Annotated in this window: 21 protein-coding genes and 5 tRNA genes; 11 read left to right on the top strand and 15 right to left on the bottom strand. The window is 71.6% G+C overall.

Features of this window, described 5'->3' with window-relative positions:
- Positions 1-124: 124 nt before the first annotated feature.
- Both cofC and ACFYZY_RS03990 read left to right on the top strand, forming a co-directional pair.
- Positions 125-772 (top strand): 2-phospho-L-lactate guanylyltransferase, encoded by a 648-nt coding sequence (gene cofC / locus ACFYZY_RS03995; protein ID WP_388689205.1) that lies wholly within the window; start codon positions 125-127, stop codon positions 770-772.
- Positions 773-782: 10 nt separating this feature from the next.
- On the top strand, positions 783-992 hold the full coding sequence (locus ACFYZY_RS03990) for a hypothetical protein (RefSeq protein WP_388689203.1): 210 nt from the start codon (positions 783-785) through the stop codon (positions 990-992).
- A gap of 177 nt (positions 993-1,169) precedes the next feature.
- On the opposite strand, the gene ACFYZY_RS03985 is transcribed toward ACFYZY_RS03990, so the two are convergent.
- The 4 genes from ACFYZY_RS03985 to leuC all read right to left on the bottom strand — a co-directional run bounded on the left by ACFYZY_RS03985 (position 1,170) and on the right by leuC (position 4,382).
- Positions 1,170-1,883 carry an HU family DNA-binding protein gene (locus ACFYZY_RS03985; protein WP_388689202.1) on the bottom strand — a complete coding sequence of 238 codons (714 nt, stop codon included), beginning with the start codon at positions 1,881-1,883 and terminating at the stop codon, positions 1,170-1,172.
- A 143-nt stretch (positions 1,884-2,026) separates the two neighbouring features.
- Positions 2,027-2,254 carry a hypothetical protein gene (locus ACFYZY_RS03980; RefSeq protein ID WP_388689200.1) on the bottom strand — a complete coding sequence of 76 codons (228 nt, stop codon included), beginning with the start codon at positions 2,252-2,254 and terminating at the stop codon, positions 2,027-2,029.
- Positions 2,255-2,358: 104 nt separating this feature from the next.
- Positions 2,359-2,952 carry a 3-isopropylmalate dehydratase small subunit gene (leuD, locus tag ACFYZY_RS03975; RefSeq protein WP_388689198.1) on the bottom strand — a complete coding sequence of 198 codons (594 nt, stop codon included), beginning with the start codon at positions 2,950-2,952 and terminating at the stop codon, positions 2,359-2,361.
- A gap of 5 nt (positions 2,953-2,957) precedes the next feature.
- Complete coding sequence (gene leuC, locus ACFYZY_RS03970; RefSeq protein ID WP_388689196.1) at positions 2,958-4,382, bottom strand: 3-isopropylmalate dehydratase large subunit; 1,425 nt, start codon at positions 4,380-4,382, stop codon at positions 2,958-2,960.
- 140 nt (positions 4,383-4,522) lie between these two features.
- On the opposite strand from leuC, the gene ndgR reads away from it, so the two are divergent.
- Positions 4,523-5,239, top strand: a complete 717-nt coding sequence (ndgR, locus tag ACFYZY_RS03965; RefSeq protein WP_189981172.1) for an IclR family transcriptional regulator NdgR — start codon at positions 4,523-4,525, stop codon at positions 5,237-5,239.
- A 132-nt stretch (positions 5,240-5,371) separates the two neighbouring features.
- Here the strand turns inward: ndgR and ACFYZY_RS03960 are convergent.
- From ACFYZY_RS03960 to ACFYZY_RS03920, 9 genes are all read right to left on the bottom strand, one after another.
- Positions 5,372-5,444: transfer RNA gene (locus tag ACFYZY_RS03960), tRNA-Glu, on the bottom strand.
- A 42-nt stretch (positions 5,445-5,486) separates the two neighbouring features.
- A tRNA-Gln gene (locus ACFYZY_RS03955) sits at positions 5,487-5,558 on the bottom strand.
- Between the two features lie 19 nt (positions 5,559-5,577).
- Positions 5,578-5,653: transfer RNA gene (locus ACFYZY_RS03950), tRNA-Glu, on the bottom strand.
- 84 nt (positions 5,654-5,737) lie between these two features.
- Positions 5,738-5,810: transfer RNA gene (locus ACFYZY_RS03945), tRNA-Glu, on the bottom strand.
- Between the two features lie 39 nt (positions 5,811-5,849).
- Positions 5,850-5,921 (bottom strand) — tRNA-Gln (locus ACFYZY_RS03940).
- Between the two features lie 91 nt (positions 5,922-6,012).
- Positions 6,013-6,735 (bottom strand): HAD family hydrolase, encoded by a 723-nt coding sequence (locus tag ACFYZY_RS03935; RefSeq protein ID WP_388689194.1) that lies wholly within the window; start codon positions 6,733-6,735, stop codon positions 6,013-6,015.
- Positions 6,736-6,822: 87 nt separating this feature from the next.
- Positions 6,823-8,298: a glutamate--tRNA ligase gene (gene gltX, locus ACFYZY_RS03930; protein WP_388689192.1), complete on the bottom strand. Its 1,476-nt coding sequence runs from the start codon at positions 8,296-8,298 to the stop codon at positions 6,823-6,825.
- The gene (locus tag ACFYZY_RS03925; protein ID WP_388689190.1) at positions 8,291-9,076 is read right to left on the bottom strand and encodes a fumarylacetoacetate hydrolase family protein; all 786 of its coding nucleotides are present in this window, start codon (positions 9,074-9,076) and stop codon (positions 8,291-8,293) included. The genes gltX and ACFYZY_RS03925 overlap by 8 nt, the downstream gene beginning before the upstream one ends.
- Before the next feature lie 120 nt (positions 9,077-9,196).
- Entirely contained in the window at positions 9,197-9,400 is a 204-nt protein-coding gene (locus ACFYZY_RS03920) for a hypothetical protein (protein WP_388689189.1), read from the bottom strand.
- Positions 9,401-9,969: 569 nt separating this feature from the next.
- Between ACFYZY_RS03920 and ACFYZY_RS03915 the strand changes: the two genes are divergently transcribed.
- The 8 genes from ACFYZY_RS03915 (at position 9,970) to ACFYZY_RS03880 (ending at position 20,612) form a co-directional block, all read left to right on the top strand.
- Positions 9,970-13,764, top strand: coding sequence for a nitrate- and nitrite sensing domain-containing protein (locus ACFYZY_RS03915; RefSeq protein ID WP_388689188.1), 3,795 nt, complete (start codon positions 9,970-9,972; stop codon positions 13,762-13,764).
- 9 nt (positions 13,765-13,773) lie between these two features.
- Positions 13,774-14,187 (top strand): roadblock/LC7 domain-containing protein, encoded by a 414-nt coding sequence (locus ACFYZY_RS03910; protein ID WP_030496942.1) that lies wholly within the window; start codon positions 13,774-13,776, stop codon positions 14,185-14,187.
- 161 nt (positions 14,188-14,348) lie between these two features.
- On the top strand, positions 14,349-14,753 hold the full coding sequence (locus tag ACFYZY_RS03905; protein ID WP_121834079.1) for a DUF742 domain-containing protein: 405 nt from the start codon (positions 14,349-14,351) through the stop codon (positions 14,751-14,753).
- On the top strand, positions 14,734-15,315 hold the full coding sequence (locus tag ACFYZY_RS03900) for an ATP/GTP-binding protein (protein ID WP_388689186.1): 582 nt from the start codon (positions 14,734-14,736) through the stop codon (positions 15,313-15,315). The genes ACFYZY_RS03905 and ACFYZY_RS03900 overlap by 20 nt, the downstream gene beginning before the upstream one ends.
- Positions 15,316-15,653: 338 nt before the next feature.
- Positions 15,654-18,947 carry a nitrate- and nitrite sensing domain-containing protein gene (locus tag ACFYZY_RS03895; protein WP_388689184.1) on the top strand — a complete coding sequence of 1,098 codons (3,294 nt, stop codon included), beginning with the start codon at positions 15,654-15,656 and terminating at the stop codon, positions 18,945-18,947.
- Between the two features lie 7 nt (positions 18,948-18,954).
- Positions 18,955-19,368 (top strand): roadblock/LC7 domain-containing protein, encoded by a 414-nt coding sequence (locus tag ACFYZY_RS03890; RefSeq protein ID WP_026057603.1) that lies wholly within the window; start codon positions 18,955-18,957, stop codon positions 19,366-19,368.
- Positions 19,369-19,498: 130 nt separating this feature from the next.
- Positions 19,499-20,050 (top strand): DUF742 domain-containing protein, encoded by a 552-nt coding sequence (locus ACFYZY_RS03885; RefSeq protein WP_388689183.1) that lies wholly within the window; start codon positions 19,499-19,501, stop codon positions 20,048-20,050.
- On the top strand, positions 20,031-20,612 hold the full coding sequence (locus ACFYZY_RS03880; protein WP_015036414.1) for an ATP/GTP-binding protein: 582 nt from the start codon (positions 20,031-20,033) through the stop codon (positions 20,610-20,612). The genes ACFYZY_RS03885 and ACFYZY_RS03880 overlap by 20 nt, the downstream gene beginning before the upstream one ends.
- A 165-nt stretch (positions 20,613-20,777) precedes the next feature.
- Here the strand turns inward: ACFYZY_RS03880 and ACFYZY_RS03875 are convergent, their stop codons facing one another.
- Both ACFYZY_RS03875 and ACFYZY_RS03870 read right to left on the bottom strand, forming a co-directional pair.
- On the bottom strand, positions 20,778-20,975 hold the full coding sequence (locus ACFYZY_RS03875) for an acyl-CoA carboxylase subunit epsilon (protein ID WP_388689182.1): 198 nt from the start codon (positions 20,973-20,975) through the stop codon (positions 20,778-20,780).
- 68 nt (positions 20,976-21,043) lie between these two features.
- Positions 21,044-22,627: an acyl-CoA carboxylase subunit beta gene (locus tag ACFYZY_RS03870; protein ID WP_388689180.1), complete on the bottom strand. Its 1,584-nt coding sequence runs from the start codon at positions 22,625-22,627 to the stop codon at positions 21,044-21,046.
- Between the last annotated feature and the right edge of the window lie 333 nt (positions 22,628-22,960).

Below are 22,960 nucleotides of genomic sequence, written 5' to 3'. Positions count from 1 at the left end.
CGGACACCTTTCTCCGGGACTGGCTGGCAGGGGGTCAGTGTCGCCCCATGCTCCTGGTCTGTCGAGGACACGGTACGCCCCGGCCTCTCCGGCGAGCCGCACGGGCGGGACAGAATGGTCCGCGATGAACACCGACGCCGATGACCGCTGGTCCCTCGTCGTGCCCCTGAAGCCCCTCGCCCTGGCGAAGAGCAGACTGGCCGCGGCGGCGGGCGCGCGGCTGCGCCCCCGGCTGGCGCTGGCGTTCGCCGAGGACACCGTGGGGGCGGTGCTGGAGTGCGCGCGGGTACGGGACGCGCTGGTCGTCACCGACGACCCGGCGGCGGGCGCGGCACTGGCGGCGCTGGGCGCGCGGATCGTGCCGGACGCCCCGGCGGCGGGGCTCAACGCGGCGCTCGCGCACGGGGCGCGGGCCGTGCGGGCGCGGCGGCCGCACGCGCGCGTGGCGGCGCTCAGCGCGGACCTCCCGGCGCTGCGCCCGGCGGAGCTGGCCCGGGTCCTGGACGCGGCCCGGTCATTTCCGAGGGCATTTCTCGCGGATGCCGCCGAAATGGGCACGACATTCCTCTCGGCGGCCCCGGGGGTGGAATTGGAACCGGCATTCGGGGGCGCGTCGAGGCTGCGGCATTTGTCGTCGGGGGCGGTGGAAATCGGGCTCGCGGGGGTGGATTCCGTACGCCGGGACGTGGACACCGGGGAGGACCTGGCGGCGGCCGCGGAGCTGGGGCTCGGGCGGCGGACGGCCGCCCGGTGGCTGACGGCGGCCGGATAGGCTGCGGTCCATGCAGGCGACCGCGTTCACGTACGACCCCGAGACCCGCAGCGGCAGTGTGCTGCTCGACGACGGCACCCCCGTGGAGTTCGGGGCGGCGGCCTTCGAGGCGGGCGGACTGCGGTTGCTGCGTCCGGGGCAGCGCGTACGGATCGAGACGGAACCGGGCGGCCCGGGGGCCGGTCCGCGCATCACGCTGGTGACGCTCCAGACGTTCTGATCCGGGAGGCGCCGGGTGCGGCGGGGCCCGGAGCGGAGGCTCCGGGAGGAACGCGCCGCGGGGCGAAGGCGGGGCGGTGGCGGGTGACGCGCCGCGGGCCGGGACCCGGGGCGGGTGACGCGCCGCGGGCCGGCCTCCCCGTGGGGAGTCCGGCCCGGCGGATCGTTCCCGCAGGTCCTACTTCTTGGCGGCGGTCTTCTTGGCGGTGGTCTTGCGCGCCGTCGTCTTCTTGGCGGGCGCCGTCGTCGCCGTGGTCTTCTTCGCGGCCGGGGCGGTCTTCTTGGCCGTGGTCTTCTTGGCCGTGGTCTTCTTGGCCGCGGCGGTGGTGGTCTTCTTGGCGGCCGGGCTCTTCTTCGCGGCGGCGGTGGTGGTCGCGGTCTTCTTCGCCGGAGTCGCCTTCTTGGCGGCGGCGGTGGTCGCGGTCTTCTTCGCGGGGGCCGTCTTCTTGGCGGCGGTGGTCGCGGTCTTCTTCGCCGGGGTCGCCTTCTTCGCGGCGGCCTTCTTGGCGGTGGTGGCCTTCTTCGCGGCGGCCTTCTTCACGGTCGCGGAGGCGCCGCCGGTGAGGCTGCCCTTGGGAGCCTTCTTGACGGAGACCTCGCCGCCCTTGGGGAGCTTCTTCGAGCCGCTGACCAGGTCCTTGAAGCCCTGCCCGGCGCGGAAGCGGGGGACGGAGGTCTTCTTCACGCGGACCCGCTCGCCCGTCTGCGGGTTGCGGGCGTAACGGGCCGGCCGGTCGACCTTCTCGAACGAGCCGAAACCCGTGACGGAGACCCGGTCGCCGGCGACCACGGCACGCACGATGGCGTCGAGCACGTGGTCGACGGCTTCGGCGGCCTGCTGGCGACCGCCCATCTTGTCGGCAATCGCTTCTACGAGCTGCGCCTTGTTCACGTCTTCCCCTTCGGAGACATTGCCAGAACGAAAGTGTTCAAGCTTTTTCGCACGTTAGGCATGTATATACCGCAAATCAAACACGAAACGGTCTAATCACCCTAGTGCCGCAACGCGGAAGAGCCGTTGCGGAGTTCCTGGTGTCAGTCGTCCTCTGGGAATCGGCCCTCGTCGAGGTCCTTCATCAACCGGTCCAGACGCTTCGCCGCGTCCTTGAGATCGTGCTTCGCCGCGGCCGTCACGACCAGCAGCTTCCGGGACAGCGCCATCCTTACGCCCTCCGGGACTTGCAGTGAGCGCACGGTCGCGTGCGCTTCCTTCAATCGGGCGGCGACTGCCTCGTAGAGCTCGAGTTGGCTGTCGCGTTCCATGCGCCGATTGTGCCATCTGGGGCGAGTTGTCGCCCGACAGGGTCTCAACAAGCGGCTGCGCCCCCCACCGGGAGGTGGGGGGCGCAGTCGTGGAAAAGCGCTGCTCAGGCCGTAATGGTACGGGGCTTGAAGGCCGGCCTCGCCGCCTCGTAGGCCGCGATGTCCGCTTCGTTCTGAAGGGTGAGGCTGATGTCGTCGAGCCCGTTCAGCAGACGCCAGCGGGCGTTCTCGTCGAGCTCGAAGTCGGCGTCGATCCCGGCGGCCAGGACCTTGCGGCGCTCCAGGTCGACGGTGACCTCGGCGGTCGGGTCGGCCTCGGTCAGCTCCCAGAGGGCGTCCACCGTCTCCTGCGGGAGGACGACCGTCAGCAGGCCGTTCTTCAGCGAGTTGCCGCGGAAGATGTCGGCGAAGCGGGAGGAGATCACGGCCTGGAAGCCGTAGTTCTGGAGCGCCCAGACGGCGTGCTCGCGGGAGGAGCCGGTGCCGAAGTCGGAGCCCGCGACCAGGACCGTGGCGCCCTGCCGCTCGGGACGGTTGAGGACGAAGCCGGGGTCCTTGCGCCACGCCTCGAAGAGACCGTCCTCGAAGCCGTCGCGGGTGACCTTCTTCAGCCAGTGGGCCGGGATGATCTGGTCGGTGTCGACGTTGCTGCGGCGCAGCGGGACGGCGCGGCCGGTGTGGGTGGTGAAAGCGTCCATGGTTCCTAGACCCCCGCGGGAGTGACGACGTCGGACAGGTCGGCCGGGGAGGCCAGATGGCCCAGTACGGCGGTGGCGGCGGCGACCTGGGGCGAGACCAGGTGGGTCCGGCCCCCCTTGCCCTGCCGGCCCTCGAAGTTGCGGTTGGAGGTGGACGCGGAGCGCTCGCCGGGAGCCAGTTGGTCGGGGTTCATGCCCAGGCACATCGAGCAGCCCGCGTGCCGCCATTCGGCGCCGGCCTCCTTGAAGACCTTGTCCAGGCCCTCCTCGACGGCCTGGAGGGCGACCCGGACCGAGCCGGGGACGACCAGCATGCGGACGCCGTCGGCGACCTTGCGGCCCCGGAGCAGGCCGGCGGCGTTGCGCAGGTCCTCGATGCGGCCGTTGGTGCAGGAGCCCACGAAGACGGTGTCGACCTCGATGTCGCGCAGCGGCTGCCCCGCGGTCAACCCCATGTACTCCAGGGCCTTTTCCGCGGCGTGGCGCTCCGAGGCGTCCTCGAACGAGGCCGGGTCGGGGACGTTCGCCGAAAGCGGCGCGCCCTGGCCGGGGTTGGTGCCCCAGGTGACGAACGGGGCCAGCGAGGCGGCGTCGACGACGACCTCGGCGTCGAAGACCGCGTCCTCGTCGGACCTCAGGGTCTTCCAGTACGCGACGGCGGCGTCCCAGTCCTCGCCCTCGGGGGCGTGGGCGCGGCCCTTCAGGTAGGCGAAGGTGGTCTCGTCGGGGGCGATCATGCCCGCGCGGGCGCCGGCCTCGATGGACATGTTGCAGATGGTCATCCGGGCCTCCATCGAGAGCTTCTCGATGGCGGAGCCCCGGTACTCCAGGATGTAGCCCTGGCCGCCGCCGGTGCCGATCTTCGTGATGATCGCCAGGATCAGGTCCTTGGCGGTGACGTCCTCGGGCAGTTCGCCGTCCACGGTGATGGCCATGGTCTTCGGACGGGCGAGCGGGAGCGTCTGGGTGGCGAGGACGTGCTCGACCTGGCTGGTGCCGATGCCGAACGCCAGCGCGCCGAAGGCGCCGTGCGTGGAGGTGTGCGAGTCGCCGCAGACCACGGTGGTGCCGGGCTGGGTCAGGCCCAGCTGCGGTCCCACGACGTGGACGACGCCCTGCTCGACGTCGCCCAGCGGGTGCAGCCGGACGCCGAACTCGGCGCAGTTCTTGCGCAGGGTCTCCAGCTGGACGCGGGAGACGGGGTCCGCGATCGGCTTGTCGATGTCGAGGGTGGGGGTGTTGTGGTCCTCGGTGGCGATGGTGAGGTCGAGGCGCCGCACCTGCCGGCCGTTCTGGCGCAGCCCGTCGAACGCCTGGGGGCTGGTCACCTCGTGCAGCAGGTGCAGATCGATGAAGAGGAGGTCGGGCTCGCCCTCGGCGCGCCGGACGACGTGGTCGTCCCAGACCTTCTCCGCGAGTGTCCTACCCATCGCTTTCCCTCCGGCCGACGTCTGCGCCGGCACAACTAGAAACCCGTTTCGCGGGCCGTTGTGCGGCCGCCCCACCAGAGTGACAAGTTCCCGGGGAAATTGAACTTGCGTTTCACAGAGTGAGACGCGAATATCGTTGCATGGACAACTCTAGCGGCGTAGGCGTTCTCGACAAGGCAGCCCTTGTCCTGGGCGCCCTGGAGTCCGGTCCGGCCACCCTCGCAGGACTGGTCGCGGCGACGGGACTCGCACGACCCACGGCACACCGTCTCGCCGTGGCACTGGAACACCACCGGATGGTGGCGCGCGACATGCAGGGCCGGTTCATCCTCGGACCGCGCCTCGCGGAGCTCGCCGCCGCGGCCGGCGAGGACCGGCTGCTCGCGACCGCGGGCCCGGTGCTCACGCATCTGCGCGACGTCACCGGCGAGAGCGCCCAGCTCTACCGCCGCCAGGGCGACATGCGCATCTGCGTGGCGGCGGCCGAGCGGCTCTCGGGCCTCCGGGACACCGTTCCGGTCGGTTCGACGCTGACGATGAAGGCCGGCTCGTCGGCGCAGATCCTGATGGCCTGGGAGGAGCCCGAGCGGCTGCACCGCGGCCTCCAGGGCGCCCGTTTCACCGCGACGGCCCTGTCGGGCGTGCGGCGCAGGGGCTGGGCCCAGTCGATCGGCGAGCGGGAGCCGGGCGTCGCGTCCGTCTCCGCGCCCGTGCGCGGTCCCTCGAACCGCGTGGTGGCCGCCGTGTCGGTCTCCGGCCCCATCGAGCGCCTGACGCGCCACCCGGGCCGCATGCACGCCCAGGCGGTCATCGACGCCGCCGCCCGCCTCTCCGAGGCGCTGCGCCGCAACGGCTGACCCCCGCCCCTCCCCCGTCCCTCCCGGCCCACCGCTCCAACGCCGCAGCGGTGGGCCGGAATTGCGCGCGGAGCCGTACGGGCACCGAACGACGAAGAAGCCCTCCCCCGAAGGGAAGGGCTTCCTCCTGCGTACCCCCGACCGGATTCGAACCGGCGCTACCGCCTTGAGAGGGCGGCGTGCTAGGCCGCTACACAACGGGGGCAAGATCTGGAGTCACGCGACGGAGTCGCGCGGTATCACTGCGCTGGCCTACCTGGACTCGAACCAAGACTAACTGAACCAGAATCAGTCGTGCTGCCAATTACACCATAGGCCACTGGTGGTTTAGAACCAGTTGGTACCCCCGACCGGATTCGAACCGGCGCTACCGCCTTGAGAGGGCGGCGTGCTAGGCCGCTACACAACGGGGGCCCTAGCGATCCCACCCGGCCGGAGCCGGGTGATGTCACCGCGGACGCACCGGGAGCTACCCAGGTGTTCCACAGGATGGATCTGTACCCCCGACCGGATTCGAACCGGCGCTACCGCCTTGAGAGGGCGGCGTGCTAGGCCGCTACACAACGGGGGCTTTGTGGATGAGATCCACGATGCAGATGAGCTCTGCGAGCTGGCCTACCTGGACTCGAACCAAGACTAACTGAACCAGAATCAGTCGTGCTGCCAATTACACCATAGGCCACCGGAACAACTTCCCCAGCTGGGGATCTTGCTCGGCTTGCGCTTTCCGGGTTCTCGCCTTTCGGCTTGCTCCCCTCGGCGCAGGAAGAACATTACCCGAAGGTGGACCGCGCTCCAAAACGGGTATCCGGGCGGAGCAGGTCCGGGAGCTGGTGGAGGTCCGTGATCCGGTGCAGCTCGGGCCGGCCGCCGAGACCCGCGCGGTCCAGCCAGACGCCCCGCAGCCCCGCCTCCACCGCGCCCCGGGCGTCGATGTCCGGCTGGTCGCCGACGTACGCCACCTGGTGCGGGGGCAGGCCCAGGGCGGCACAGGCCGCGTGGAACGCCTCCGGGGCCGGCTTCGCCACGCCCAGCTCGGCGGCGCACAGGACGGCCTCGAAGCGGTCCCGGACGCCCAGGACGCGGAGCTTGCGCTCCTGGTTGTGGACGCTGGAGTTCGACAGGACAGCGTGACGGTAGTCACGGGCGAGGAGGTCGAGCACGGGCACGGTGTCGGGGAAGAGCGCCCAGGCCGCCTCGTAGTGGACGACGTACCGGTCGAACCAGGCGTCGGCCTCGGCGGCGGTGAGTTCCGGCCTGCCGAGGAAGTCCCGGACCCGGTCGCGCCGCTGGTCCAGGAAGTCGCCGCCCTCCCGCTCGAAGCGGCGCCAGTGGAGGGCGGTGAGCTCCCGCCACCGGTCGAGGGCCGCCTCCACCGTGCCGAAGCCCTCCAGGAGCCCCTCGGCCGCGAGGTGGCCGCGCATCCCGGCCGTGTCGGCGGTGGCGTAGTCGAAGATCGTGTCGTCGATGTCCCAGAGGACCGCCCGGATGGTCATGGGGCCACGGTACCGACGGCGGGGACGCGCCGGAGGGCGGCGACCCGTTCCGGTCGCCGCCCTCCGTCCCGTACGCCGGGGTGACGCCTACGCGGCGAGCTTCGCCAGCGCCGCGTCGACGCGGGCCAGCGTCTTCTCCCTGCCGAGGATCTGCAGGGACTCGAAGAGCGGGAGGCCGACCGTGCGGCCGGTGACCGCGACGCGGACCGGGGCCTGGGCCTTGCCGAGCTTGAGGCCGTGGGCCTCGCCGGCGGCCAGGACGGCGCCCTTGAGGGACTCGGGGTCGCTCCAGTCGGCGTCCACGAGCTTCTCCCGGGCGGTGGTGAGGAGCGCGGCGGGCTCGCCCTTCATCGCCTTGTCCCACGACGCCTGGTCGAAGACCGGCTCGTCCAGGAAGAGGAAGTCGACGTTGGCCGTGATGTCCGAGAGGACGGTCAGCCGGGTCTGGGCGTACGGCGCGATGGCCTCCCAGGCGGCCCGGTCGAAGTCCTCGGGCGCCCAGGGGGCGTGCGGGGCGCGCAGCCAGGGCTCGCACGCCTCGGCGAACGCCTTCACGTCCAGCATGCGGATGTGGTCGGCGTTGATCGACTCGGCCTTCTTGAGGTCGAAGCGGGCCGGGTTGGCGTTGACGTCGGCGATGTCGAACTTCGCCACCATCTCGGGAACGGTGAAGATGTCCTGGTCGGCCGAGAAGGACCAGCCGAGCAGGGAGAGGTAGTTCAGCAGGCCCTCGGGGAGGAAGCCGCGCTCCCGGTAGAGGTTGAGGGACGCCTGCGGGTCGCGCTTGGAGAGCTTCTTGTTGCCCTCGCCCATCACGTAGGGCAGGTGGCCGAAGGCGGGGATCTCCTTGGCGACGCCCAGCTCGATCAGCGCCTTGTAGAGCGCGATCTGGCGCGGGGTGGAGGAGAGCAGGTCCTCGCCGCGCAGGACGTGGGTGATCTCCATCAGGGCGTCGTCGACCGGGTTGACCAGGGTGTAGAGCGGGGCGCCGTTGGCCCGGAGGATGCCGTAGTCCGGCACGTTCTCCGGGGTGAAGGTGAGCTCGCCGCGGACCAGGTCGGTGAAGGTGATCGGCTCGTCGGGCATCCGGAAGCGCACGATCGGCGTGCGGCCCTCGGCCTCGTACGCGGCCTTCCGCTCCTCGGTGAGGTCGCGGCAGTGGCCGTCGTAGCCGGAGGGGCGGCCGGCGGCACGGGCGGCCTCGCGGCGCTCGTCGAGCTCCTCGGTGGTGCAGTAGCAGGGGTACGCGTAGCCGCCGGCGACCAGCCGGTCGGCGACGTCCTTGTAGATGTCCATCCGCTGCGACTGGCGGTACGGCGCGTGCGGGCCGCCGACCTCCGGGCCCTCGTCCCAGTCGAGGCCGAGCCAGCGCAGCGAGTCGAGCAGCTGGTGGTACGACTCCTCGGAGTCGCGCGCCGCGTCGGTGTCCTCGATGCGGAAGACCATGGTGCCCTGGTTGTGCCGGGCGAAGGCCCAGTTGAAGAGGGCGGTGCGGACCAGGCCCACGTGGGGGTTGCCGGTCGGCGAGGGACAGAAACGGACGCGGAGGGGAGCGTTAGCCACGCTTGATCACCTTATTGGTGAGAGTGCCGATGCCTTCGATGGTGACGGCGACCTCGTCGCCGACGTTGAGCGGTCCGACCCCGGCGGGGGTACCGGTGAGGATGACGTCGCCGGGGAGCAGCGTCATGGCCTCGGTGATGTGGACGACCAGGTCCTCGACGGAGCGGACCATGTCGCTCGTACGGCCGAGCTGGCGCTGTTCGCCGTTGACCGTGGCCCGCACGACCAGGTCGCCCGGGTCGAGGTCGGTCTCCACCCAGGGTCCCAGGGGGCAGGAGGTGTCGAAGCCCTTGGCGCGGGCCCACTGCTTCTCGCGCCGCTGCGCGTCGCGGGCGGTGACGTCGTTGGCGCAGGTGTAGCCGAAGATCACGTCCTTGACGCGCTCCCGGGGGACCTCGCGGCACATGCGGCCGATCACCACGGCCAGTTCGGCCTCGTGGTGCAGCTCGCTGGAGAAGGAGGGGTACTCGATGGCGTCGCCGGAGCCGATCACCGAGGTGGTGGGCTTGAAGAAGGCGACGGGCACCTCGGGGACCTCGTTGCCGAGTTCGGCGGCGTGCTCGGCGTAGTTGCGGCCGATGGCCACGACCTTGTTGGGGAGCACCGGCGGCAGGAGCCGCACCTTGCTCAGCGGGACCTTGGTGCCGCTGAGCTCGAAGTCGGTGTACGGGATGCCCTTGATGATGTCGAGGACGAGGCCGCCGGACTCGACGGTTCCCTCGCCCTCGACCGCGCCGAAGGCCACGTTGCCGTCGATGGAGAATCTGGCGATGCGCACGAGTGCTGTCGCCCCTCACTTGGTACTGGCTGGAGTCTGACGCTCCAGGCTAACGCGGCGGGGGGCCGCCGGAAGGCCCCGCGGGGGCGTACGGGCCGGTGGGGGCGGGTCGCGGTGCGCCTAGCGGGAGGCCGGGGCGTACGGGGCGGGCTCGTGCGGGGCCGGGGCCTTCATGAGGACGGTGCGGCGCGGGTTGGCGGTCCGGCCGGGCAGTTCCGCCGTGTACTCCGGCCGGGCGCCCCGGCCGAGCTGCGCGGCGTCCGTGAGGTGGACGAGGGTGGAGCGGCGGGGGTTGGCCGTGGTGGGGGGCGTCGTCTTCTTCATCGCGATGACTCGGACCTTGTTCCGGGACGGGCGCCCGGGCGGGCGCGTGGGGCGTAAAACGTCAGGCTAAACACGCGTTTCCCTCGAGATGCATGCCCAAGTCATCGATTTCCTTGTGAGTTTGCTCACTTATGAGGGGAGTTTCCGGGCATTACGGACGGCTTCCGATCGACCCCGAAAGGTACATTCCGCCACTGAACGATCTATTCCGCTCCCGATCATGCCGACTGGGACACACGGGGGCGCCAGGCCGTTCGGACGGAAAAGTCCGAATCATCCGTGATCGTTTTCTACAAGGGGTGACCCTTTGCGCACGCGTTGTCATACCCCTCCCGGCGCGACACGCGGCCCTTGTTGGAGATCCTCCACTGTGCTGGAATTCCACGCACCGCCGCGGGTTTCAAGCCGGCGCGCAGGGGGCGCAACGCAGCGCCGGCCGCGTGGCGGGAAGAAGGGGGAACTGCGCCGGTCACCGACGACCACCTGGGGTGCTCCACGCCCCCCGACGACGCCGACACCGTCCTCTCCGTTCATCCGGAAGGGCGCCTGGTCCAGAGGTTGCGACGCTAGTGCAGGGACGTTTCAAGAGGGATGGCTCGGGGTCTCCCCAGGCCCGCCAGGGCCGAGCGGATGCTCCGGCGGAGCAGGAACCGCACGCCGGGACCGACCGCGGTCCCTCGGCCCCGCACACCCCGAACCAGGGTCAGGGACCGTCCGGCGAAGGCGGTGACGGCGGCCGTCGCGCGGGCGCCGCGACCGCTTCCGCCGACCCGTCCGCCACTCCCCCCGGCCCCCGGGCCGGGAGCCCCGACAACGGGGTCGGCCCCCGAATAGCCCTCCGCAACTGGCGCATCTCCACGCGTCTGGTCGCGCTCCTCACCCTGCCCGTGGTCGCGGCGACCACCCTGGGCGGCATCCGCATCAACGAGTCGCTCCAGGACATGGAGCAGCTCGACCACATGCAGCTGCTCACCAAGCTGACCCGTGAGGCGACGGACCTCGCGCAGGCCCTCCAGACCGAGCGCGACCTGTCCGCCGGCCCGCTGGCCAACGGCCGTCCCAGCAGCGACTACCAGGTCTCCAACCCGCGCCGGAAGACCGACCTCGAGTACAAGGCGTTCCTCACCGCCACCGAGGAGATCCCGGCCGCCGACGGCGACGAGGCGCTGCGCAGCATCCGGCAGAACGTCAGCCAGATCGCCTCGCAGGTCACCGAACTCCACTCCATCCGGAGCAGCGCGTACGAGAAGGGCGTCTCCCACTCGGTGACGGTCGAGGCGTACAGCCGCCTCATCCGCTCGCTCCTGAGCCTGTCCCAGGACATGGCGCAGGCGACCAGCAACCCCGAGATGATCAAGCGGACCCGCGCGCTCGCCGCGTTCTCGTCCGCCAAGGAGTACGCCTCCATCCAGCAGGCGATCATCGCGGCGGCGCTGCCCCCGAGCGACAAGACCGCCGGACGGATCGTCCAGGGCGACCGCCTCTACGGCGAGGCCGCGCTCAACAGTGAGGGCGTCGAGCTCAAGACCTTCCAGGCGATCTACGAGTCGACCGGCGGCGACGCCGACGAGCTGACCGCGCCCCTGAACCGGGGCAACCCGTCGATCATCGCCGCCGACAAGTACGCCGAGCGCGTGCTGAACACCGACACCGCGATGCCGGAGGGCGTCAAGCGCGGCCACCTGAACTTCACAGACGAGTACGGCACCAAGATCACCGCGATGAACCGCATCGAGAGCGGTCTCCTCGGCGACATGGAGGGCATGGCCCGCGAGCTGCGCCAGGAGTCGCAGCGCGAGGCCATCATCAACGGTGCGCTGATCCTGCTCGTCCTCGGCGTCTCCCTCATCGGCGCCTTCGTCGTGGCCCGGTCCATGATCCGCTCGCTGCGCCGGCTCCAGGACACCGCGACCAAGGTCGCCCAGGAACGCCTGCCCGAGCTCGTCAAGCAGCTCTCCGAGTCCGACCCGCAGGACGTCGACACCTCCGTGGAGTCCGTCGGCGTGCACTCCCGGGACGAGATCGGCAAGGTGGCCGCGGCCTTCGACGACGTGCACCGCGAGGCCGTCCGCCTCGCCGCCGAGCAGGCCCTCCTCCGGGGCAACGTCAACGCGATGTTCACCAACCTCTCGCGCCGTTCCCAGGGCCTCATCCAGCGCCAGCTCTCGCTCATCTCCGAGCTGGAGTCCCGCGAGGCCGACCCGGACCAGCTCTCCTCGCTCTTCAAGCTCGACCACCTCGCCACCCGCATGCGCCGGAACGGCGAGAACCTCCTCGTCCTCGCCGGCGAGGAGCCGGGCCGCCGCTGGACCCGTCCGGTCCCGCTGGTCGACGTGCTCCGTGCCGCCGCCTCCGAGGTGGAGCAGTACGAGCGCATCGAACTGGCCGCGGTCCCGGCCACCGAGGTCGCCGGCCGGGTCGTCAACGACCTCGTGCACCTCCTCGCCGAGCTGCTGGAGAACGCCACCTCGTTCTCCTCCCCGCAGACGAAGGTCCGGGTCACCGGCCACGCGCTGCCCGACGGGCGCGTGCTCGTCGAGATCCACGACACCGGCATCGGCCTCTCCCCCGAGGACCTGGCGGCGATCAACGAGCGGCTCGCCTCGCCGCCCACCGTGGACGTCTCGGTCTCCCGCCGCATGGGTCTGTTCGTGGTCGGCCGCCTGTCCCTGCGGCACGGCATCCGCATCCAGCTGCGTCCCTCCGACTCCGGCGGCACCACCGCGCTCGTCATGCTCCCCGTCGACGTCGCCCAGGGCGGCAAGAAGCCCATGCCCAAGCCGGGCGCGGGCGGTCAGGGCGCGATGCCTCCGGGTGCCTCCGCCCCGGGCGGGCGGCTGCCCGGCGGACGTCCGGGTCCGGGCGGCGCGCCGTCCCCGGCGGCCGGACGGCTCGGCGCCGGCGCCGTGCGCGGTCAGGTCGGTACGGGCGGCCCCCGGGCCGCACTGCCCGCCCGCGACGGCGCGCCGCTCGCCGGCGGTCCGCAGGACCCGCAGCGGTCCCGCGCCCCGCAGCCGCAGAACGCGCGGCCGGAACAGGCCGGTCCGTTGTCGCAGGCCCCCCAGTCTCCCGACGCCCTGCGTCCGGGCCCCGGCGGAGGCGGCTTCATCGGCGGCGCCGCGAGCGCCATCCCGTCCCGCACGGACGTGTGGGGCAACCGGAGCACCCCGCAGGCCGGTCCCGGCCCGCAGCAGCCGCAGGCCCCGCAGGACGGCCGGCAGGGCGGGTACGACTTCCCGCGCGCCGAGCTGCCCGGCGGCACCCCTCAGCCGCAACGCCCGCAGGCCACGAGCTGGGGCAACGAGCAGCAGGCCCAGCAGCAGGCGCGGTACCCGCAGCAGGAGACGCTTCCACCGGACGCCCCGCGCGGCCACGAGGACCCGGAGACCACGGGCCGGTTCGCGGTTCCGCAGGGTCCCGGCTCCACGGGGCAGTTCGCCCGCCCCGACTTCGGCGCGCAGCAGCAGCCCCAGGCCCCGCAGCAGCCGCAGGGGTACCAGGACGGCGCGCAGGACCCGGCGTCGACGGCGCAGTTCCCGCGCCCGGACTTCGGCGCTCCGCAGGGCCCCGGCTCCACGGGACAGTTCGCCCGCCCCGACTTCGGCGCGCAGCAGCAGCCCCAGGCCCCGCAGCAGCCGCAGGCCCCGCAGGGGTACCAGGACGGCGCGCAGCAGTTCGGCCGGCAGCCCTTCGTGCCGCAGCAGGCCCAGCAGCCCCAGCAGCAGGCTCCGGCGCCGCTCCGGCGGCCCGGCGACGACTTCGGCGCCCCGCGCCCGGCCGAGCCGGTCCGCGGGCAGGAACCGCAGCAGCCGCAGCTCCAGCAGCCGCGCCGTCCGGAGGCGCTGCCGCCGGCGGGCGGCGCGGGCGACGGCCGGACGCCGCTGTACGACACGCTGGAGACCAACTGGTTCCACCAGGAGCAGGCCCGGCAGCAGGCGTCGGCGGCAGGCCAGGTGCCCGACCCGACGCAGACGGCGCAGATCCCGGTCGTGCCGCAGCCGTCCGCCCCGGCCCCCCGGCCGGCCGGTGACCAGCAGACCGCCGACGGCGGTCGCCAGACCGGCGGGGCCGCGTGGCGGTCCTCGCCCAACGACGAGCTGGTGCGTCAGGCCGAGCGGGTGCGCAAGCCCGCGGCCGGCGGCGTCACCACCTCCGGCCTCCCCCGGCGCGTGCCGAAGGCCAACCTCGTACCCGGGACCGCACAGGAGCAGGCCCACACGGCCGGCCCCCAGGTCTCGCGTGCACCCGACGACGTCCGCGGCCGGCTGACCAATCTGCGCCGCGGCATCCAGCAGGGCCGACAGGCGGGCAACTCGACCACGGGTAGCTTCCATCTCGGTCCGAACCATCAGCAGGAGCGTTAGTTGAACGCGATGAGCCAGGCGGCGCAGAATCTGAACTGGTTGATCACCAACTTCGTGGACAACACCCCCGGGGTGTCCCACACGGTGGTGGTCTCCGCCGACGGACTCCTGCTGGCCATGTCGGAAGGATTCCCCCGCGACCGCGCCGACCAGCTGGCGGCGGTCGCGTCCGGACTGACCTCGCTGACCGCGGGCGCGTCCCGGATCTTCGAGGGGGGCCCCGTCGCGCAGACCGTGGTGGAGATGGAGCGCGGCTTCCTCTTCCTCATGTCCGTCTCGGACGGCTCCTCGCTGGCCGTGCTCGCCCACCCCGAGTGCGACATCGGCCTCGTGGGCTACGAGATGGCGCTGCTGGTCGACCGGGCCGGCAGCGTGCTCACCCCGGACCTCCGCGCGGAGCTCCAGGGCAGTCTGCTCCACTAGCGGTGTCCGTACCCGGACACCCCTGACCCCGCCCGAATGACCGACAGGGCGGTACGCCCCTCCGTACCGCCCTGGGCACCGTTCACCGTCCGGCCGCCCCATCCGGCCCCCCACCGGCCCCATCAGACGGCAGAAGCCTTGCTGTCACGCCCGGAGGATTCATGACCCCGCCCCCCGCCTCTCACGATCCGTACGGCTCCTCAGTCGACGAGTACGGACACGAGGGCGACCAGCCGCTGGTGCGTCCGTACGCGATGACCGGCGGCCGGACCCGGCCGCGTTACCAGCTCGCCATCGAGGCACTGGTCAGCACCACGGCCGACCCGGCGCACCTCGCCACGCTGCTCCCCGAGCACCAGCGGATCTGCCACCTGTGCCGCGAGGTCAAGTCGGTGGCCGAGGTGTCGGCCCTCCTGTCGATGCCGCTCGGCGTCGCCCGGATCCTCGTCGCCGACCTGGCGGAGGCCGGCATGGTGGCGATCCACCAGCCGGGCAACGGAGAGACCGGCGGCACGCCGGACGTGACTCTGCTCGAAAGGGTGCTCAGTGGACTTCGCAAGCTCTAGCGGCGGTGCGGCCCGGTCGACCACCAGCGCGAAGATCGTGGTGGCGGGTGGCTTCGGCGTGGGCAAGACCACGTTCGTCGGCGCCGTCTCGGAGATCAACCCGCTGCGTACCGAAGCCGTGATGACCTCCGCCTCGGCGGGGATCGACGACCTCACCCACACCGGTGGCAAGACGACGACGACCGTCGCCATGGACTTCGGCCGCATCACCCTCGACCAGGACCTGATCCTGTACCTCTTCGGCACGCCCGGACAGGACCGGTTCTGGTTCATGTGGGACGACCTGGTACGCGGCGCCATCGGCGCCGTCGTCCTCGTGGACACCCGCCGCCTCGCCGACTGCTTCCCCGCCGTCGACTACTTCGAGAACAGCGGTCTGCCCTTCGTCATCGCCCTCAACGGCTTCGACGGCAACCAGCCCTACCAGCCGGAGGAGGTCCGCGAGGCCCTCCAGATCGGCCCCGACACCCCCATCATCACCACCGACGCCCGCCACCGCGCCGACGCCAAGGGCGCGCTCATCACCCTCGTCGAGCACGCCCTCATGGCACGGCTCAAGTAGGGGAACGGGCCGGGCGGTTGTCCCGTGCCCCGCCGGGGGCGGTCTGTGTCGTTCGACACGGCCGTCCTCATGTTCATAACATTTCGACAGAGAATTGGAGCGCCTCGGACACCCGACGCATCCGGTCGGTGCCGCTGTGCTCACCTGAGCCCCGTCATTTGACGGGGCTCGCTCTTTATGCCCGTTTTATTCTCCGTCCGGGCCAATGGGGGCGGCCGTCTCCCGGTGTTTGGAAGGGACCCCCTTCACGTGCTGCAATTCATGAACTCCCGAGTAGTACGGCCCTGAACGAAACACCGGCACAACGTAGGTGCCGACGCCGAGAGGTTGTTGGTCGAGTGAGGCGAAGCAAGGAAAGCTCCGCGGAGCAGGAGACGCGGGGCAACTTCACGCCGCCGTCACGCACAGCGGTGCCGTCCGCGGACGTGCCCGTGACGCCACCGTCCGTGGAGGCGGCCGAGGGAAGTTCCAGCAAGCTGTCGCCCCGCAACTGGCGGGTTCCCACCCGTCTGAACGCGATCCTCCTCATACCCGTGCTCGTCGGCCTCGTCATGGGCGGTTTCCAGGTCAAGGGGTCGATCGACACCTGGCAGGAGGCCCAGGACGCCGAGAAGACGGCGCTCATCGTGCGCGCCGCCTCGGAGTACAGCACCGCCCTGCTCGACGAGCGGGACCTCACCGCCGCCCCGCTGCTGGCCGCGAGGACCCCGGAGGACCGCAGGAGCAGCGAGGTCCAGCAGGCGTACGCCAGGACCGACGCGGCCCGCGCCCGGTTCGCCGAGGCCGCCGGGAACCTGCCCTCGGGCCAGGGCCTGGAGCGCCGGCTGCGTCTGTTCAAGGACGAGGAGCCGAAGCTCGACGCGCTGCGCAAGGACGCGTACGCCCGCTCCTACGACCCGGTGAACACCCAGCTCGCGTACACCGGCGTCCAGCACTACCTCACCGAGTTCTCCAACGAGCTCGGCCTGGGCACCGGCAACGTCACCAGCTACGGCCGCAGCGTCTACGCGATCCAGCTCGCCAAGGGCGCCGAGTCCCTCCAGCGGTCCATCGGCACCCAGCTCCTCGTCCGGCCCAGCCAGAACGAGGCGGTCTTCGCCCAGCAGTCCGTGGCGTTCAACTCGTACAACTACCTGGAGCAGATCGCCCTCGGCGAGTTCAGCTCCGGCGGCATGCCCGAGGACGTCGAACTCCTCAAGAAGGTCATGGCCGCCAAGGCCGCCGAGGGCGCCAGGCAGACGCCGAGCGGCGACGCCGTGCCGCCCAAGGGCAAGGACGGCACCCTCTACTCCGGCATGGCCTCCGCGATCGGCACCGCCAAGGGCCCGGACGGCATCGCCGCCCTGAAGGCCAGGGGCATCACGCAGGAGACGTGGATGGCGGTCGCCACCGCCAAGTTCACGGGCTACAGCGAGGTCGAGAAGTCCCTCGTCGACAAGGCCGTGGCCGAGGCCGCCCAGATCTCCGACGACGCCAAGACGGACGCCTGGCTGGACGGCGCCGTCGTGGTCGTCGCCCTGCTCGCCGCGTTCGTCCTGGCGGGGATGATGGCCCGCCAGATGAGCCGATCGATGCGCACGCTGCGGACCGCCGCCTTCGGCATCGCCGAGCAGCGCCTGCCGATGCTGGTCGACCAGCTCTCCCGCACCGAGCCGGGCCGGGTCGACACCCGGGTGCAGCCGATCCCGATCGACTCCCGGGACGAGATCGGCGAGGTCGCCCGCGCCTTCGACCAGGTCCACCGCGAGGCCGTCCGGCTCGCCGCCGAGCAGGCCATGCTCCGCGGCAACGTCAACGCGATCTTCACCAACCTCTCGCGCCGCAACCAGTCGCTGATCGAGGGCCAGCTGACCCTCATCACCACCCTGGAGAACAACGAGGCCGACCCGGACCAGCTGGAGAACCTCTTCAAGCTGGACCACCTGGCGACCCGCATGCGCCGCAACGGCGAGAACCTCCTCGTCCTCGCCGGCGAGGAGCCGGGCCGCCGCTGGGACCAGCCGGTCCCCCTGGTGGACGTCCTGCGCGCCGCCTCCTCCGAGGTGGAGCAGTACGAGCGCATCGAGCTGGCGGGCGTCCCGGAGGCCGAGATCCACGGCCGGGCCGTGACCGACCTCGTGCACCTGCTCGCCGAGCTCCTGGAGAACGCCACCACGTTCTCCTCCCCGCAGACCAAGGTCCGCGTCACCGCGACCCGTCTCCCCGACGGCCGCGTGATGGTGGAGATCCACGACAAGGGCATCGGCCTCACGGCCGAGGACTTCGCGGACATCAACCACAAGCTGGCCAACCCGCCGACCGTGGACGCCGCCGTCTCGCAGCGCATGGGCCTCTTCGTGGTCGGCCGGCTCGCCGACCGGCACGGCATCCGGGTCCAGCTCCGCCCCTCGGGCGAGCAGGCCGGGACGACCTCGCTGGTCATGCTGCCGGACGCGATCACGCACGGCGGTGGCGGCGAGCAGCCGGCCCACGACGACTTCACCGTCTCCCAGATCATCCCGGAACAGCAGCAGCAGAACGCCTTCGAGGGCGGCTCGGCTCAGCCGGTGCTGACCGCGGCCGACCTCGGCTTCGACGACTCGCGCTACGAGCAGCAGCCGTCCGGGGAGGAGCGTCCCTCCGCCCCGGCCGACCGTTCGCCGCGGCTGGAGAGCCGGCGTGCCGCGCTCGGCGGCCGGGCCCGGGAGGACGGGGGCCCGCTCTTCCGCGACGAGGCCGGGCGGGCGGAGGAGTACGACCGGGGCCAGGAGCAGCAGGCCCCCCAGGACCGGGGCTACGGCCAGGAGCAGGGGTACGGCCAGGACCGGGACCAGGGTTACGGCCAGACCGGGGAGCAGGCCCCCCAGGGCCAGGAGTACGCTCCGGCGCAGGAGTACGGGCAGCCGGGGCCCCAGGGATACGGCCAGGAGTACGCGGCCGGGTACCCGCAGCAGGACGGCTACGCCGAGGGCGGCTACGGGACGCCGCAGCCGGGCTACGAGGGGTACTCCCGGCCCGGCTATGCGGAAGCCCCGTACGACACCCAGGGCACCGAACACCAGACGTACGGAAACGCGTTCGATTCCCATTCCCACCAGGCGGAGTGGCCGGATCAGAACACCTACCGGAACGACTACGCACAGGAGTACGGAGCGGAACCGGAATCTGCTCCGGCCGCTCCCGAACAGCCCGCCGACCGCGTAGGCTTCGACCGTCCGGGTCCGACCCCGAGTTCCGCCCCGGACGCCGGCCACGCGCTGACCGATGCCGGGCTGCCGCGCCGCGGCGGCGCCGCCCCGGCGGCGCAGCGGGCCGAGGCCCCCCGGCCGGAGCAGCCGCAGAACGAAGCCGGTGGTTCCGACGACTGGCGCTCGACCAACGACGAGCGCTGGCAGCGGGCCGGAAAGCTCAAGGAGCCGAAGGCGGGCGGGGTCACCTCGTCCGGTCTCCCCCGGCGGGTCCCGAAGGCCAACCTGGTCGAGGGCACGGCCGAACAGACCCCGCAGGGCGGCCCCCAGGTCTCCCGCGCGCCCGAGGACGTCCGGGGCAGGTTGAGCAACCTGCGCCGGGGCGTCCAGCAGGGACGCAACGCGGGGACGGACACGAACGGATCGGGCCTCGGCCCGGGCAGTACCTACAACCAGGAGCGTTAGTGTGAGCATGAGCCAGGCGGCGCAGAATCTGAACTGGTTGATCACCAACTTCGTGGACAACACCCCCGGGGTGTCCCACACGGTGGTGGTCTCCGCCGACGGACTCCTGCTGGCGATGTCCGAGGGCTTCCCCCGCGACCGCGCCGACCAGCTGGCGGCCGTCGCCTCCGGACTGACCTCGCTGACCGCGGGCGCGTCCCGGATCTTCGAGGGCGGTGCGGTCAACCAGACGGTGGTGGAGATGGAGCGCGGCTTCCTCTTCATCATGTCGATCTCGGACGGCTCCTCGCTGGCCGTGCTCGCCCACCCCGAGGCGGACATCGGCCTCGTGGGCTACGAGATGGCGCTGCTGGTCGACCGGGCCGGCACCGTGCTGACCCCCGACCTCCGCGCGGAGCTCCAGGGCAGCCTTCTCAACTGAGTGAACTCTTCCCGGCCGAGGGAAGTCTTCTCAACCAACAGACAGACCGTGCGTTTCGCGCCACCGCCCCGTAGGGTGCGGTGGCGCGGCTCCAAGGGACATGGACCGCGAGGCAGTCGGAGGAGGAAACGTGGGAACACCCCCGGGCGCGAGCCCTTACAACGGTTACGACCCGCACCAGGCACCGCTGGGCGACCCCGCCCGGAACCGGTACGACTTTCCCTCCGCCCCGAACAGGCAGGGTGCGCCGCAGCACTACGGGCACCCCCAGGCCCCGCCGACCGCCGCCGGTTCGCCGAGCTCCTCGCGCGGCTCGTCCGCCGCGAGCGGCTCCGGCGGGCACAACCCCCTGGTGCGTCCGTACGCGATGACCGGCGGCCGGACCCGGCCGCGTTACCAGCTCGCCATCGAGGCACTGGTCAGCACCACGGCCGATCCGTCCCGGCTGCAGGGGCAGTTGCCCGAGCACCAGCGGATCTGCCGGCTCTGCTTCGAGATCAAGTCGGTCGCGGAGATCTCGGCGCTCCTCTCCATCCCCCTCGGCGTCGCCCGAATCCTCGTCGCCGACCTGGCGGAGGCCGGGCTCGTCGCCATCCACCAGCCCGGCGGCGACGAGGCCGCCGGCGGTCAGCCAGACGTGACACTGCTCGAAAGGGTGCTCAGTGGACTTCGCAAGCTCTAGCGGCGGCGCGGCCCGTTCAACCACCAGCGCGAAGATCGTGGTGGCGGGTGGCTTCGGCGTGGGCAAGACCACGTTCGTCGGCGCCGTCTCGGAGATCAACCCGCTGCGTACCGAAGCCGTCATGACCTCCGCCTCGGCGGGGATCGACGACCTCACCCACACCGGCGACAAGACGACGACGACCGTCGCCATGGACTTCGGCCGCATCACCCTCGACCAGGACCTGATCCTGTACCTCTTCGGCACGCCCGGACAGGACCGGTTCTGGTTCATGTGGGACGACCTGGTACGCGGCGCCATCGGCGCCGTCGTCCTCGTGGACACCCGCCGCCTCGCCGACTGCTTCCCCGCCGTCGACTACTTCGAGAACAGCGGTCTGCCCTTCGTCATCGCCCTCAACGGCTTCGACGGCAACCAGCCCTACCAGCCGGAGGAGGTCCGCGAGGCCCTCCAGATCGGCCCCGACACCCCCATCATCACCACCGACGCCCGCCACCGCGCCGACGCCAAGAGCGCGCTCATCACCCTCGTCGAGCACGCCCTCATGGCACGGCTGCGGTAGCCGTCCCCCCGCGTCCGTGCCGAAGGCCGCGTCCTCCTTCCCGGGGACGCGGCCTTCGGCGTCGCTCCGGGGGTACGACGGAGGGCCGGAACCCGGTGTCATCGGGTTCCGGCCCTCGGTCCGTCGTACGTCCTCCCCGCGGTCACCCACGGGCCGCGGCGGGTCTCAGCGCCAGCTGTGCGGGGCGCGGAAGCCGTGCTCGCGCTCCAGGCGGCGCCAGCCGGCCGCCGTGCGGCCGTGGCGGGCGGTGGTGTCGTCGGGCCGGGCGGCCGCGCGGGCGAGCAGGACCGCGGTGATGGCGGCCAGCTCCTCGGGGTCGGCGTGGCCCTTCTCGACGCGGAGGAGGTTGGCGGGAGTGGTCATGGGGATGACTCCTCTTGCTGGGGCTCCGGGGCCCGGTGGGGCCCGGGGAGCGTGCGGAGGGCGAAGTCCTACTGGGGCGGGTTGCCGTGCTTGCGGGACGGCAGGTCGGCGTGCTTGGTGCGGAGCATCGCGAGGGACCTGATGAGCACCCGACGGGTGTCGGCGGGGTCGATGACGTCGTCGACCAGGCCGCGCTCGGCCGCGTAGTACGGGTGCATCAGCTCGGCCTTGTACTCCTTGACCATGCGGGTGCGCATGGCCTCGGGGTCCTCCGCCTCCGCGATCTGCTTGCGGAAGATCACGTTGGCGGCTCCCTCGGCGCCCATGACCGCGATCTCGTTGGTGGGCCAGGCGTACGTCAGGTCGGCGCCGATGGACTGGCTGTCCATGACGATGTAGGCGCCGCCGTACGCCTTGCGCAGGATCAGGCTGATCCGGGGCACGGTCGCGTTGCAGTAGGCGTACAGCAGCTTGGCGCCGTGCCGGATGATTCCACCGTGCTCCTGGTCGACGCCCGGGAGGAAGCCGGGGACGTCCAGAAGGGTGATGATCGGGATGTTGAAGGCGTCGCACATCTGCACGAAGCGGGCGGCCTTCTCGGACGCCTCGATGTCCAGGACGCCGGCCAGCGACTGGGGCTGGTTGGCGACGATGCCGACGACCTGGCCGTCCAGGCGGGCCAGGGCGCAGACGATGTTGCGGGCCCAGCGCTCGTGGACCTCCAGGAAGTCGCCGTCGTCGACGAGCTCCTCGATGACCTTGTGCATGTCGTACGGGCGGTTGCCGTCGGCCGGGACCAGGTCGAGGAGGACCTCGGAGCGGCGGTCCGCCGGGTCCTCGGAGGGCACGGTCGGCGGGTTCTCGCGGTTGTTCTGCGGGAGCATCGACAGGAGGTAGCGGACCTCCGCGATGCAGGTCTCCTCGTCGTCGTACGCGAAGTGCGCGACGCCGGAGGTCTCGGCGTGCACGTCGGCACCGCCGAGGCCGTTCTGGGTGATCTCCTCGCCGGTGACCGCCTTGACGACGTCCGGACCGGTGATGAACATCTGCGAGGTCTCGCGGACCATGAAGACGAAGTCGGTCAGCGCCGGGCTGTAGGCCGCGCCGCCGGCGCAGGGGCCGAGCATGACCGAGATCTGCGGGATCACACCGCTCGCGCGGGTGTTGCGCTGGAAGATGCCGCCGTAGCCGGCGAGGGCGGAGACGCCCTCCTGGATGCGGGCGCCCGCGCCGTCGTTCAGGGAGACCAGCGGGGCACCGGCCGCGATGGCCATGTCCATGATCTTGTGGATCTTGGTCGCGTGGGCCTCGCCGAGCGCGCCGCCGAAGATCCGGAAGTCGTGCGCGTAGACGAAGACCGTGCGGCCCTCGACGGTGCCCCAGCCGGTGATCACGCCGTCGGTGTAGGGCTTCTTCGCCTCCAGACCGAAGCCCTGCGCGCGGTGCCGGCGCAGCTGTTCGACCTCGTTGAAGGAACCAGGGTCGAGCAGCAGCTCGATGCGCTCGCGCGCCGTCAGCTTGCCCTTCGCGTGCTGCGCCTCGGTCGCCTTCTCACTGGGGCCCCGCAGCGCCTGCTCGCGCAGGACGTGCAGCTCGGCCACTCGGCCGCGGGCGTCAGCGGGCTCGCTCGGAATCTGGTCCACAACGGTCATGTACCGACCCTACGAAGTCGGACAAGAAAACTGCGCCGTCCACTCCGTACAGTCTCGCGTGTCGATTCCTGGTGGGGCCGGACAGAACCGTGACCCGTTGAGGCTGAGTCGACAGCCGGACACCCCTGATGTTTGTAGGGTTCTCACACAAGCCCGGTCGGAGGCGCCCTGGCCGCGGGCGGCGCGCCCTCTCCGGGAGGCCCGGCGGAACGCGGGCGGGGGGGGGGGGGGGGGGGGGGGGCCGGCGCGCCCCGCCCCCCCCCCCCCCCCCCCCCCCCCCCCCCACGGCCCCCCCCCCCCCCACCACACCCACGGCCGCCGCCGGTACAAACA

Origin of the sequence: Streptomyces sp. NPDC001744, from assembly GCF_042892575.1 — a bacterium.
GTDB lineage: Bacteria > Actinomycetota > Actinomycetes > Streptomycetales > Streptomycetaceae > Streptomyces.
This window is presented reverse-complemented; position numbering and strand designations above follow the sequence as displayed.